Annotated in this window: 18 protein-coding genes; 4 read left to right on the top strand and 14 right to left on the bottom strand. The window is 29.9% G+C overall.

The annotated features are described in order from the left end of the window. Positions 1-86 precede the first annotated feature (86 nt). The 12 genes from Spiro2_RS07320 to Spiro2_RS07265 form a co-directional block, all read right to left on the bottom strand. Positions 87-1,244 carry an SMI1/KNR4 family protein gene (locus Spiro2_RS07320; protein WP_338635034.1) on the bottom strand — a complete coding sequence of 386 codons (1,158 nt, stop codon included), beginning with the start codon at positions 1,242-1,244 and terminating at the stop codon, positions 87-89. A gap of 40 nt (positions 1,245-1,284) precedes the next feature. After that, positions 1,285-1,860 carry an SMI1/KNR4 family protein gene (locus Spiro2_RS07315; RefSeq protein ID WP_338635033.1) on the bottom strand — a complete coding sequence of 192 codons (576 nt, stop codon included), beginning with the start codon at positions 1,858-1,860 and terminating at the stop codon, positions 1,285-1,287. Between the two features lie 16 nt (positions 1,861-1,876). Further along, entirely contained in the window at positions 1,877-2,323 is a 447-nt protein-coding gene (locus Spiro2_RS07310) for an HNH endonuclease (protein ID WP_338635032.1), read from the bottom strand. A gap of 191 nt (positions 2,324-2,514) precedes the next feature. After that, positions 2,515-2,835: a hypothetical protein gene (locus tag Spiro2_RS07305; RefSeq protein ID WP_338635030.1), complete on the bottom strand. Its 321-nt coding sequence runs from the start codon at positions 2,833-2,835 to the stop codon at positions 2,515-2,517. Between the two features lie 49 nt (positions 2,836-2,884). Further along, positions 2,885-3,223 (bottom strand): hypothetical protein, encoded by a 339-nt coding sequence (locus Spiro2_RS07300; RefSeq protein WP_338635029.1) that lies wholly within the window; start codon positions 3,221-3,223, stop codon positions 2,885-2,887. Between the two features lie 54 nt (positions 3,224-3,277). Further along, entirely contained in the window at positions 3,278-3,601 is a 324-nt protein-coding gene (locus tag Spiro2_RS07295; protein ID WP_338635028.1) for a hypothetical protein, read from the bottom strand. A gap of 46 nt (positions 3,602-3,647) precedes the next feature. Then, on the bottom strand, positions 3,648-3,983 hold the full coding sequence (locus Spiro2_RS07290; RefSeq protein ID WP_338635027.1) for a hypothetical protein: 336 nt from the start codon (positions 3,981-3,983) through the stop codon (positions 3,648-3,650). Next, positions 3,983-4,762 (bottom strand): DNA/RNA non-specific endonuclease, encoded by a 780-nt coding sequence (locus Spiro2_RS07285; protein ID WP_338635026.1) that lies wholly within the window; start codon positions 4,760-4,762, stop codon positions 3,983-3,985. The genes Spiro2_RS07290 and Spiro2_RS07285 overlap by 1 nt, the downstream gene beginning before the upstream one ends. Positions 4,763-4,897: 135 nt before the next feature. Beyond that, positions 4,898-5,233, bottom strand: a complete 336-nt coding sequence (locus tag Spiro2_RS07280; RefSeq protein WP_338635025.1) for a hypothetical protein — start codon at positions 5,231-5,233, stop codon at positions 4,898-4,900. Then, positions 5,230-5,874, bottom strand: coding sequence for a DNA/RNA non-specific endonuclease (locus tag Spiro2_RS07275; RefSeq protein WP_338635024.1), 645 nt, complete (start codon positions 5,872-5,874; stop codon positions 5,230-5,232). Before Spiro2_RS07275 ends, Spiro2_RS07280 begins: the two co-directional genes overlap by 4 nt. Before the next feature lie 254 nt (positions 5,875-6,128). Then, positions 6,129-6,449, bottom strand: coding sequence for a hypothetical protein (locus Spiro2_RS07270; RefSeq protein WP_338635023.1), 321 nt, complete (start codon positions 6,447-6,449; stop codon positions 6,129-6,131). Further along, entirely contained in the window at positions 6,446-7,375 is a 930-nt protein-coding gene (locus tag Spiro2_RS07265; RefSeq protein WP_338635022.1) for a DNA/RNA non-specific endonuclease, read from the bottom strand. The genes Spiro2_RS07270 and Spiro2_RS07265 overlap by 4 nt, the downstream gene beginning before the upstream one ends. On the opposite strand from Spiro2_RS07265, the gene Spiro2_RS07260 reads away from it, so the two are divergent. The 3 genes from Spiro2_RS07260 to Spiro2_RS07250 all read left to right on the top strand — a co-directional run bounded on the left by Spiro2_RS07260 (position 7,351) and on the right by Spiro2_RS07250 (position 9,522). After that, positions 7,351-7,914: a hypothetical protein gene (locus tag Spiro2_RS07260; protein ID WP_338635021.1), complete on the top strand. Its 564-nt coding sequence runs from the start codon at positions 7,351-7,353 to the stop codon at positions 7,912-7,914. The genes Spiro2_RS07265 and Spiro2_RS07260 overlap by 25 nt on opposite strands. 3 nt (positions 7,915-7,917) lie before the next feature. Beyond that, on the top strand, positions 7,918-8,343 hold the full coding sequence (locus Spiro2_RS07255) for a hypothetical protein (RefSeq protein WP_338635020.1): 426 nt from the start codon (positions 7,918-7,920) through the stop codon (positions 8,341-8,343). Between the two features lie 225 nt (positions 8,344-8,568). Next, positions 8,569-9,522 (top strand): hypothetical protein, encoded by a 954-nt coding sequence (locus Spiro2_RS07250; RefSeq protein WP_338635019.1) that lies wholly within the window; start codon positions 8,569-8,571, stop codon positions 9,520-9,522. 7 nt (positions 9,523-9,529) lie between these two features. Here Spiro2_RS07250 and Spiro2_RS07245 read toward each other — a convergent pair whose 3' ends face one another. Together Spiro2_RS07245 and Spiro2_RS07240 are read right to left on the bottom strand one after the other, a co-directional pair. Continuing rightward, positions 9,530-10,336, bottom strand: a complete 807-nt coding sequence (locus Spiro2_RS07245; protein WP_338635018.1) for a hypothetical protein — start codon at positions 10,334-10,336, stop codon at positions 9,530-9,532. Positions 10,337-10,579: 243 nt separating this feature from the next. Then, on the bottom strand, positions 10,580-10,822 hold the full coding sequence (locus Spiro2_RS07240) for a hypothetical protein (protein WP_338635017.1): 243 nt from the start codon (positions 10,820-10,822) through the stop codon (positions 10,580-10,582). A gap of 731 nt (positions 10,823-11,553) precedes the next feature. Here Spiro2_RS07240 and Spiro2_RS07235 point away from each other — a divergent pair. Next, a complete protein-coding gene (locus Spiro2_RS07235) occupies positions 11,554-13,293 on the top strand; it encodes a ShlB/FhaC/HecB family hemolysin secretion/activation protein (RefSeq protein ID WP_338635016.1) in 1,740 nt (579 codons plus the stop codon). Positions 13,294-13,297 lie beyond the last annotated feature (4 nt).

Genomic DNA, 13,297 nt, shown 5'->3' with positions numbered 1-13,297 from the left:
AAAAACTAAAATAAATAAACAAAGGGGGTTGCGTAAAACTCACTCCACACCCCCTTAAAATAAATAAAAAAAATGTTACTTAATTTTTAATGATCATCATACATTTGATAGTAATAAAAATATTGTTTTTCTATTTTAGCTTTATCAATATAATAATAAATTCGCAGTTCCCTTAAAGGACGCTCGTATTGATCAGTTAAATACTGACGCAATTCTGAAAACAGCAGGGTTAAGTTTACAAAACTCAGTTCATCAATATCATAAATTTTCATTTTGTCTTCGGCGTCAAACGCATCAAACAAATATTTTGCATTACGGCCAGTAGTTGCAAGAGCACCATTAAATACAATTTTTATAAAATCATCGGGGGCAGTGTTGTATAAAACTTGAGCAATGTCTGTAAGAATTTCATGCTCAGTGCGGGTTGATGGCATATTTTTTAACGTTAAGCCTCTAAAAATATACTCTTCGGGGCTTAACCCTTTTACCACGCATTTGGCATATTGGGTAAATGCCGGAGTAGAGGCTTCTTGCTTAAATTCTTTTAGAAAATGCATCTCTTCTTCTCGAAGACTATTATTGATAGTTTGCATTAGATTTTGATAACGTTTGGGGTTGGTTTTTTCTAAGTAATTTAAAAAACTATCTCCTTTTTTATTTTTAATTTCAAAATATTTATTGGTATAATAATTTTTATCCAAATACTCCCCAAACTGCGAATACGGATTTTCTTTAAATAATAGTTTTTTTTCTTTAGAAACATTTACTTTTAAAGTTGATGACGTACCATAAACAGCAATTTCAGGTAACTTTTCTGTTAAGGTTGGCAAAATACATTCAAAACAATTGGCAACATAATCTATTTTTTCGATTATTTTTTTACCTTCAATGTTACCTAACCTTACATACACCACAGATGGTTCTGAGTCTCCCAACCCATTTAAGTAACTGAGACAATTGTAATTACCCTTACGATCTTTTGCAAAAGGAATTAGTTTATTATTAAAAAATACGTCTGAATTATGTTTTATTTCATATTCCATGGCATACATATCTTCAACGTGCGGTGTAAAAGTAACTAAATAACCAACATAATCTTCTTTATCATCATTATTTATCACTTCTTGCACATTGGTGGTATAATGTACCCGCACTTTTAAATAATGATGTTTCTTTAATAAATTTTTATAATGCACAGGTAGTTTTAAACCGTATTTGTTTTCAAATTCTGTTATGTTTTGCATACTAAATTTACCTTTTTTAACGCTTTTTATTTTTAATTTATTATTGATTTTCTAACGCTTCTTTGCGACGGTTTTCTCGGTTTTTCCAAGAATTTTCTTGATACTGTATTTTTTCTTTTTCTGTTCTATCATCATATAACATATCTAAAAATTCATCAAACCTCGTTGCCACAAAAGATAATTCAGAGCGTGAGCCACGTTCTTCTTCTGCATGCCACACCACTATTTTAGGATTATCCGTTTTAGGATCATGGCGGTAATCAAAACAAATTTTTTCTCTACCAGGATCTGACGCAAATGGTACAATATTTTTAGGAAAGGGCTCATCTTCATCAAATTCTAAAGTATTCTCCCAATGCCAATCAAAACGTAACCATGAATCTGCATTTTTATTAAATGAAAAAAAATGTTCTAAGTAATATGAATCAATTCTACCTATAGAGTTTGAATTAAAATCAAAAGAATCAAAATTGTTCTTAATCTTACAACCATTATATTCTAAAATTAAATTAATATAAGATTGAGGAAATTTAAATCCTATTTTCTCTTCTTGCTGTTGAATTAAATAAATATTACCTTTACCATACTTTGATTCAAATATAATTTCTTTTTTCATTTTATCTCCTTTTTGATTAATCTTTTAACTCAGGATTTAAGCTTTTTGCACCCACATGTGCAACTTTTTCATGCACATCGCTTTCTACTAACTGCATTCTGCCTAAATCTTGATGGTGATGCCAAGTATACGCTCCAATATTTCGATTCCCATTTTCAATATCTATTAATTCTTGTTTAGTAAATTTACTTTTTAAAATCGGATCTGCTTCTATTTGTCTTTTTAACTCTTCAGTTGCCATTTTAAAATGCTTACCATATTTATTATCAAACATTTCCCCTGCAGGCATTCTTACTTCTACTTTCATATACGGTGTCAGATCGATAAGACCCTTTTGATCAAACACCACTTTTACAACTCTACCGTCATCTAATTCAACATTTATCGCTCTTCCAGCCATATTAACATTAGGTTTACTTAAATCAGGCACCGAACGGGATATTACATTTTCTTTCCCATACATGTCTTCTACTTCTTTTCTAGATTTTAACGAATCTATGTAGCCTTTCCCAACTAATGTAGGTTTATAGTCAGGATCATTAATATCGATTTTTTTTGCTAATTTTTTTTACAAAAAAAGAGTGCATTTATTTTTAAATACACTCTTTTTTTATTTAAGTATTTTATTAAAAAAATTTATTTTACTTTATTCAATCACTCATCAATAAAATCTATATCATATTGATCTGTTTTTAAATCTAAAATAAAAGACAAACCATTCCAATCGGGCAAGTTATTATTTTTAAAATATTCATACAGTTCATCTGCACAAGTATGAATTTCTGTTGAATCGTCTTCGGATAAAGTGATTTGCGATTCTTTATCGTCTTCATTTTTTGCAAACACGCCTGTTTCACAAACGTTTCTTTGTGAATTGAGATATTTTATATAAAATAATATTTTATCTGAATCTTTTAATTTATTTTTATTTAATATTTTTCCAATAGAATTATAAATTTCCTGATCCCTTTTCATTGTTAACCTTTCAATTATTTTTAAACATTAAAACTAAAATTAAAATATTTTATCTAAAAAGATCCAGGTCATGAACCCCATCTTTATTTACCCAAATAAAACACGTTTCCCATTCTCCTTTTGTGTCTTTTAATAATTTTAAAAGCAAATTACCAAGATAATTTTCGGCTTCATAAAATTTATCTCCTATTAAAGCACAGTCATTTTCTGTAAAACGAGAAATAGACCCATTGGGTTTGGTATAATTTAAAACAACTTTACATTCTGACTTTGGATTGATGACTTTAAATCTTAAAATCATATTCATCATCCCTTCAGGCATAATACTCAACATTTTTTCTGAAGCTAATTTTGCAGCATTGCTTTCTTTTTCTTGCTTAGTTAGCATAATTTTTCCTCAAACTTGTTTCCTAATTTTTTTTAGATTATCAAATGTGTATTTTTAATCATAAATACAATTAAAAATATAATTTTTTAATTCAAAATCAATTTCTAAAACACAAGATTTCCAATAATGAAAAGGTTTTCTTTTTGCAAAAAGCTCTCTTAACTCCATTAATAAATAATGAAATTTTTCTACCTCGCTCAACTCAACATAAGAGTTATATTCTTGATCGCTTGCAATAAAACTAAAATTGAGATCCGCAGTATTTTTTTCATCATTTACTTGATATTTTAAAATAACCTTTTGCGGATTATCTTTATATATTTTAATCTCCGTCATTAAATCTATTATTTTAGAAATTATTTCTTGCTCTTTTGCCATTTTTCATTAAAAATTTTTATAGTTAAAATAATTTATTTTTATTGTTTTACAAATACAAAAAATCTATATCACAATCACCGTCTTTATTGACCCAAGCAATACATCTCTCCCATTTTCCCTGTGTTTTTTCGCGAAATTGTAACAATAATTTTCCAATGTATGTTCTAACTTCACGAAAATCGCTTTTAATTAAAGTAGCATCTTCTTCATTATAATAAGCAATATAACCATCGGTTTTAGTATAATTTAAAATAATTGAATAACCATAATTAGATTCATATGGCATAAACCTGACAAAAATATTTATCATGCCATCAGTCATGATAGTCAATAATTTTTCTGCAATTTCTTTTGCTATATCTTTTTCATTTTTTAGTAACATTATTTTCCTCCTGGCGTATTATTCCAACTATGCTCAATAGCCTTACCACCATCAATTTTATATTCAACCTCAAACCGCTTCGGCCTTTTACTGTTTCCTTCATACTCTATTTTAACGTGAAAATTTATCTTTTTATTATCTTTTAATGCGTTGTTTAACTCCATTTCCATTTTAAGCCATTCGCGGCCATTGAGTTCCTTATTCATTGGAACTAAATTGATTTTTTCTCCTGGGCCGCCTAGCATATGTGCCAATAAATGGCTACCGTGATCATCCTTTTCGCCTAATTTACCCGCATTCCTTTGCTGGTGCCCATTTCTTCCTCGTTTTTGCCAATTTTCATACGTTAATTCTGATTTTTTATCAAACACACGTCCCAACTCATCCGTTTGATAATGAACTTGACCATTAACCATATAAACTCTATTAGGCTTAGGATAACTCAGCTCTTTACTCCAATTCCATGTCGTGCCCGAATTAATAGTAATCTCTAAAACCTGCTGTCCTTTAGCATTTCTTGCTATCCCCAAACCTTCTTTTGCTGCAAGATTTTTAAACTCACCATGCTTAAAAAAATCGTTGCCTTTTTCTTTTAAAACATCATCAAGGTTTTTTGCGCCCACTTTCACTTCGTACAACACACGAAGTTTATCTATATTTTCTTTGCTATAACCTTGCTTAATTAGAACTTCATCTGCTTTCTTATTAAACGCTGCAAGCTCTCTTTTATCGCGGGGGGCTAATTTTACTGCTTCTGGCTGGGTGTTTATGTGAAGCAATTGCGATTAAAAATTTTAACTTCCGCTTTAAATTAAAAATTAAAAATGAAACAAAAAAAAGAGCGTATTTATTTTTAAATACACTCTTTTTTATTTTTTAAAATTAATTAAAATTAATTAACTTTAAATTATTTTTTATTCGTAAACAAAATTCACTTCATAACTACCTGCCTCTAAGTTTACTTCAAAATTACACCCCTTCCAGTAAGGTTGATTGTTTTTTAAGAAAAATTCTCGGAGTGTTGATAACATACGTAATATTTTTAAACTAGTAACTCCATCTAAAGTTGCATCAATTCGATTTTTATTTTTATCTAATATTTCAAATTTAAATTTACATACGTCGTTACTAGAAACTAATTCAGCTTTCATTTTAACATAACAAATACAATTTCCACTTTCGATACGATAATTATTTATATTTAATAAATTTCTTGATATTTCCAAGTATATTTCTTGATCAAATGTCATTTAAACTTACCTCCCGGCACGTTATCAAATACTTCCTTAAACCCTTCACCATCTATTTTATAATCAATATTAAAACCATCTGGCCTAACACCATTCCCTAAATACACAGGCTCTATTTTTAACTCAACTTTTTTACCATCCTTAATAGCATCTGCCCATAACTTTTCCATCTTGAACCATTCTTTTTGATTAAATTCTCCATTCATTGGAACTAAATTTAACTTTTCTCCTGCGCCTCCTAACATTCTTGCTATTATATGCCCGCCATGATCATCGCTTTTACCTAAATTCCCAGCTTGTTTTGTTCGATAATCATTTCTTCCTAATATTTCTAATGTTTCTTTATCAAAATCTCCTTTTACAAAAAATACACGTCCAAATTCATCAGTATGATAATCGACATGCTCATTAACCTTATAAATTCTATTGGGCTTAGGATAATTTAATTCTTTATTCCAATTTCCGGTATTCCCTGAACGAACATTAATTTTTAAAACATCCTGACCACTCGCATTCTTCCCTATCCCCAATCCTTCTTTTGCTGCAAGATTTTTAAACTCATCATGCTTAAAAAAATCATTCCCTTTTTCTTTTAGCACATCATCAAGATTTTTAGCCCCTACTTTGACTTCGTATAACACACGAAGTTTATCTATATTTTCTTTGCTATAACCTTGCTTAATTAGAACTTCATCTGCTTTCTTATTAAACGCTGCAAGCTCTCTTTTATCACGGGGGGCTAATTTTACTGCAGGTTGGGTGTTTATGTGATGCGATTGCGATTAAAAAATTTTAACTTCCGCTTTAAATTAAAAATTAAAATAAAAAAAGAGCTTATTTATTTTTAAATACACTCTTTTTTATTTTTAAAAATTAATTAAATTTAAATTATTTTTTATTCGTAAACAAAATTAACTTCATAACTACCGGCCTCTAAGTTTACTTCAAAATTACACCCCTTCCAGTAAGGCTGATTGTTTTTTAAGAAAAATTCTCGGAGATCCTTAAGAAGATTATGTATTTTTGCAGCAATTACTCCTTGAATACTAACCCTTTCTTTTTGATCGGCTTGATTATAACAATAAAGTTCAAACTCACAAACATCACCTTCTGGAGTTATTAACTCAGCCTGCATTGATATTTTTTTTGTATCTTCTAAACTATTTTGATACAATAATTTAATAATATCGATATAAATTTCTTGATCTCTTGTCATTTTTTCTTACCTCCAGGTACATTATCAAATGTTCGTTCAATACTCTTACCATCACCAATTTTATATTCAATCTTAAACTTATCCGGCCTAACACCTTTTTCCAAATACACAGGCTCTATTTTTAACTCAACTTTTTTACCATCCTTAATTGCATCTGCCCATAACTTTTCCATCTCGAACCATTCACGTCTATTAAATTCTCCATTCATTGGAACTAAATTTAACTTTTCTCCTGCGCCTCCTAAAATTCTTGCTATTATATGGCCTCCATGATTGTCGCTTTTACCTAATTTACCCACTTGTCCTGTTCGATAATCATTTCTTCCTAATATTTCTAATGTTTCTTTATCAAAATCTCCTTTTACAAAAAATACACGTCCAAATTCATCGGTATGATAATCGACATGCTCATTAACCTTATAAATTCTATTGGGCTTAGGATAATTTAATTCTTTATTCCAATTTCCGGTATTCCCTGAACGAACATTAATTTTTAAAACATCCTGACCACTCGCATTCTTCCCTATCCCCAAACCTTCTTTTGCTGCAAGATTTTTAAACTCATCATGCTTAAAAAAATCTTTGCCTTTTTCTTTTAAAACATCATCTAGGTTTTTGGCTCCTACTTTTACTTCGTATAACACTCGAAGTTTATCTATGCTCTCTTGGCTATAACCCTGTTTAATTAGAACTTCATCTGCTTTCTTATTAAACGCTGCAAGCTCTCTTTTATCACGCGCTGCTAGTTTTAATGCAGGTTGGGCATTTATGTGATACCGCTGCGAATGATTTGTGGAAAGATTCGATATTTTTTCTTTAGTTGTATTAATTCTTTCAAAGTTTATTTTTTTATCTAATCGAGTTAAGTAAAAAAATTGAATATAATGATGTTCCAGTTTTTTTGATTTTTGCAGCAGAAACAGCAAACCCAAATTGCGTTGGAGCAGAGCCTAAAAGTAAAGAATTTGAGGAATTAAAAGAAAAAATTAAAAATATAATTCCATTTAAAGAGGGTTGGCCGAAATTTGGTAATAATGAGAAACATACAGATTATTTGTTAACTTGTTTTAATGATGCTCCAGAGCCAGTTATTTTAGAGCCAGTAACAAAACTATATCGTGTGGTTGGAGCACTCAATAATGAATATAAAACCAATGATTACTGCGGCGAATGGTGGGCATTAGAACCTCCTCCTGCCACCGAAGCATTGTGGCGTTCTGGGTATGCAGTTTGGGATCATTGGAATGGTGATGGTGGTTATATTGAATACACAGTAGGTAAAGAAGGTTTAAATGCGTGGCAAGGAACTACAGCTCCACAGACTTTACCTAAGTATAAAAAAGTATTACGAGGAGGAAAAACACAAATTTGGGTTCCGCAAAGTACAATCAATCCATTAAAAAATGATTTGTCTAAAAAAGACATTACACAACGTTTCCCTTGGAACAAAGAAAAGGAAAATTAAATTATGAATGCAATAGAATGGGTTATGCAATGTCATGAAATAGAAAACGATCTTGAAAACCTAGTGCAACTTTTAGGTGCTATGGAAAGCGAAGGTGCACAAAGAGAACAAGAAGGCTTTGAAGTTATGTGTACAGGGTTTATTTCTGTTGCAAAAAGAAACATGCAAGCTGAAAAAGATGGGCTTTCAGAGGCAATTACTCAAAAACAACCTGAAGATATTTTTTACTCACTTTGTTCTATTCAAGGGACATTTCGTTACTTTAGTGATGAAGACCTATCATGGTCTGCTTTATGGAATGAGGCTGCTTTATATTATAGTATATTAGATAAAATTATTATACTACTACAACATGAAAAAATTGGTACACATAAAAAAGAGTTTGAGGAAGGACTTTTAGCATACAATAAAATAGAAGTGAATAATTAAATTTACTCTAGAAAAATAGGAAAAACACAAATTTGGGTTCCGCGAAGCACAATCAATCTATTAAAAAATGATTTGCCTAATGTAGCCAAATATTCTCGCATGCAAGAGACTTCTTTGCCTGCGTGCAAATTTACAATTTATGCTTGCGCTTCCATACGGAAACCTGGCTCTTTTAACATTTTCCTCTTCTCCCTAATGGAAGAGGTCTCCAATTCGAGGTGTAGAATGAAAAATAGAATTTTTTTAACTTCTTTTGTATTTTTAACTTTTTCAGAGACCTGTTTTGCTTCAAAAATGGAGCCTATTAAAGTTAAAATTGATATTTCTGGAAATACTTGTGACAATAAAAATATTGTCAATGTTTTTCCTCTTGAAAATCAAGATTCAATTATTGCTTCAGGAAATGGCCAAGAAATCAAAATTAAGGACTTAAAAATAAATGAAATACAAGAACTTTATGAAATTGAAAAAAAATATTATGATGATATGAGTAATTTTGTAACAAAATTTAACTTTAAGAGCAGTAAAAATCTTGTCATAAATTTTTCTGAACCAAAACCTCCGCGAGTATCTTTTAATATTAAAGATACATTTTTATATGGTTCTGATAATCCAAAGATTAAAATTGTTTATATTCATAGTTTAACAGACAGGAATAAGGGTAAAGCATTTTTTGATAAAGTTATGACTTTACATGAAAATCATGCGAACGACATAAAATTTGAGTCATATTTATTTGATGGATTGGATAATTATAGCAAAGAAAGAGCATATTTTTGTGCATATCAACAAGGAAAACAATTTGGGCTTAGATTTTTAAAGGATTTTTATAATGACGAGCTTCCTAATAAAAAATATAACTACACTAAAAAACTAGAAATTAGTGCTAAAAAATTCAATGATTGTTATCATTCACAAAACACGATGTTTGAAGTTAAAACCATGATTAAAAATATTAAAGACTTGGGTTTTGGCGAATCTTTTGTGATTATAAATGGTTTGATTGTGAAAAATTATAATAATATTTTAGATATAACTAACTCTGAATTAAGTAATTCAAATTATCTAAATAATAAATCAGTAAGTCAATATTCTGAAAATATTTCGCCATTTATGATTGTGAGTCAAAATCAAGGTGCAGATGATGAAGAATCAGATGCTACTGAGGAAAATTTGTGAAGACGTTTTAAAAATCTACTTTTTTTATAATTGATCCTGTTCCTGATTGATTTTTATATCCCTGTATTGAAAGGTCTAGTGATTGAATAATACAATCAACAGAATCAGAACCATACATCAGTATATCTATATATTGATGTTGTGTTTGATATTTTTCAGATAGTTCTTTGCACACTTTTTCTAGGTCAACGTTTTGAGAATTAAATTGGTAGCCGTCAAAATCAAAATCAATATTTAACTTATTATCACTGGTACTTAAATTAGCAGAAAAGGATACTCGACGTATATTTAATTTAGAATACAGTTCTACAGGCTTATTGTGACTTTTGAAACTTTCATACTCCCAGAATTTATTATTATAATTATATATTAAATCATCATTATTGTCATGAGAAAAGTATTTTCCATAATCATATTTTTTCTCACCATTTGATTCTTCTTTTTGAACAATCAACTCATCTGTTTTTTTACCTTTTAATTTAACTATTTTCGATTCTTTCTCTGCAGAATTTTTTGAATAATTAAATTCTACTTTTAAAGTATCGCATATATCATTAATTTGAATCGTCCCTGCTGGACAAGATTTAATTAATTTATTGGGTTCTAATTGTGATGGGTTTTGTCCTTCAAAACACTTAGCAAATGGTGCATCTTTGTTACATGCAGTCATTGGAGAATGAGAAGTTGAATCAAAATTATTTCTGTTATGAAATTTTTCTGAATTATTTTTATCTCCACCACCACCACTGTTGCTACATGAAATTGTTAACGCTGAAAAAGCAACAACAGCAAAAATTGACTTAGTATTAAACATTAGTATCATCCTTAAAAAATAATATTTATTTTGTGCTCTGCTTTATCAAAGAATTTAAAATTAATCTTAGCTCTAAATTAGCTTTGTTGATTTTCATTTTGTAGACATCTCCTCTGTCTTTGTTAAATGAATGGTAACAACTAATCCAATTAATTTTACATTTTTGATATACCATAGGTATAACCCAATTCGTCACATACACTAAACTATAACTTAGATCAAAAAAATCTTTGGTCTATATTTTTATTGACTTCCATGGTATTTCCAATTGATTTGAAAAATACCGATGTCTAAATTTTCATCATTTTTAATTTGTGTTGTTTTTAAATAGTACACAGCTTTTTCGCCGTAGAGTACTTTTTTGATGCTATTGATGTGAATCACGCGTGGACAAAAATTGCTTTCGACTTTGGCAATCAACCAATAAGAACTTGGATTGCTTGTTTTCTTGTAATTTCGATTGTTTTTAAAAAAATATTCGCGCAAGTTTCGTTTTTTAATTTTGTTATGCTATTTAATAGTTTAAAAAAATCAACTAGGAAAATAATTAGTACTTAAACAGACAGGTAGAAAAATGTCTGAAAACATAGATGATAAGTCCTTTAATAGAAAGCACTTTTGATGCGATTTGAATTCCGTTAGTTTCAATTAACCTGTTAAATAGGATTTCAATAAACTGCCTAATAGAGCGGTCAAATTTTGAATAAACTTTTTTCATCACTTGAAAGAATTTTTTTATTTCATTAAAACTACAAAGATGAAAATAGTGACGACTTCTTGGTTTATTAACGAAGGATTTGTGTATAGACTAATTTTTAAAAAAGAGGATAAATGTAGTTGAGAAAATAAATCGCAGGTAGTAAGGTATACAGTGATGAGTTAGCGCTGCCACCCCATTTTAGCTCCTTTTTTAAGCTATTTTTGAAAAAATCATTTAACAAATTGGATCCATTTCTTTAAGCTTCATAGTAATTTTCTCAACTATTAACTGGCATAAATAAAAAATTACCAAATATCTTAAAATAAAAAACATCGCATATTGCTTACCTATCTAGAAAAAATGTAATCCCCCTTTTTTTTCTTAAAATTTAGTAAAAAAAATAATTAGCTAAAATTATTTGATTTTTTTTTAAATTTAATTTAACAAGTTTAACTAATTTTTTTTGATTCTAGTAGACATGAAGTCTGCTATGTAATTAATTTTTTGGAAATTTTTTATGAATTGTAAAATGTATGCAAGAAATGCTCCTATTTTAATTGCAAGTCTATTAGCTTGCAAAAATTCTTACTCTCAAGTTCCAACCACATCGCTCGAAGCAATTGAATTCGGAATCCATGAACAAGAAGACAGAGCAAAAGAGTTTCAAAAGAAAATTGAACCTCAGGTGGATATATTAAAACCACAAGAAATAAAACCAGTTCCTTTAGAACTGCCAAAAGAAGATCAATGTTACAAAATAAATAAAATTAATTTTATAGATAACCAAAATGACTTGTTTTTTTGGTTTGAGAGTTATGTCAAACCGTACTTAAGCACATGCATTGGGGTAGAAGGGATTCAGCAAATTGTAAATGTGCTGAATAATTCTTTAATTGAGAAAGGTTACATCACTTCTCGCGTTGCGGTTCCTGAACAAAATTTAACAGATGGTGTTCTTGATTTTAAAGTGATGGTTGGAAAGATTGCTGCAATTAGAATGGTTGAGCAGGGTGATTTAACGCGCAGCGAAGATACTAATTGGGGAATTTGGCAAAATGCATTTCCAATTAAATCTGGAGATGTATTGAATATTCGTGATATTGAGCAGGGCGTTGAGCAGATGAAACGTCTGCCAAGTCAAAAAGTGACAACTAAAATTGAGCCAGGAGAAAATCCAAATTTTAGTATTGTTATTATAGAGCGCGAAAAAATAAAATTCACATCACGCATTCGATTTGGAACAACGGTTGATAATTCTGGTAGCAAGAGCTTAGGCCGAACGCAACTTTCTTCATTTTTAGCATTTGATAATCTTTTAGGGATTAGCGATTTACTAAGCGCTAGTTCAATGTCTAATGTCGAAAATTTAACGCAATATAATATGTCGCAAAGTTTAACGCTAAGCTATTCTATTCCGTTTTATTATCATCTTTTTAGTGTTTCAAACTCTTATAATCGCTTTGGACAAACTTTAAAACTCACCACTGCAAACGAATTATCAAGAGGAAATAGTAACAAAACAGATTATCGTTGGGATTACACTCCATTTCGCTCGGCTTCAGCAAAAATTGGAATTTATTCGTTACTATCTATTAGACGTGCGGAAAGTTTCATCAATAATAGAGAAATTATCACGCAAAGGAGAAAAACAACCAATATTGAAGTTGGAGCAAGCGTTAAAAAAATGTATTCGCGTTCTAATTTTACAACGCAAGTTGCATATCGTGAAGGAACGGGATGGTTTGGTGCAGAGTCTGATTTTCAAAAAACAGAATCCAATCAAATGACTATTAGACCCAAAATTTTTACCGCGCAATTTAATTTTAATTATTTGTTTACACCATGGGAAAAAAAGGTTCAATTTTCTTCTAATCATCGTTTGCAGTACACAAAAGATAAAACAACAGCAACAGATCAGTTTTCAATTGGAGGAAGAAATACAGTTCGTGGCTTTGATGGGGATGTTATTTTGTTATCAGAAAATGGTTATTTGGTGCGCAATGATTTTACAATGCCTCTTGGTTTTTTAAGTCATTTAGGAAATTACAATACTTACTTAGCATTAGATTACGGCTATGTTTGGGGACCCAATTCTAACGAATTAGTTGGCAGAAATTTAGGGGGCACTGCTTTGGGTTTGCAAGGCCAGTTTTCAATATTTCAATTTGATATTGCTTTAGCGACCCCTATTTTAAAGCCAAAAGATTTTAAATCTAATACATGGAATTTGTATTTATCGTTATCAGGAAATATTTAAAAAA

This window comes from Spirobacillus cienkowskii, assembly GCF_037081835.1.
Lineage (GTDB): Bacteria > Bdellovibrionota_B > Oligoflexia > Silvanigrellales > Silvanigrellaceae > Silvanigrella > Silvanigrella cienkowskii.
The sequence above is the reverse complement of the archived record's forward strand: the minus strand, read 5'-3'. Positions and strand labels throughout refer to the sequence as shown.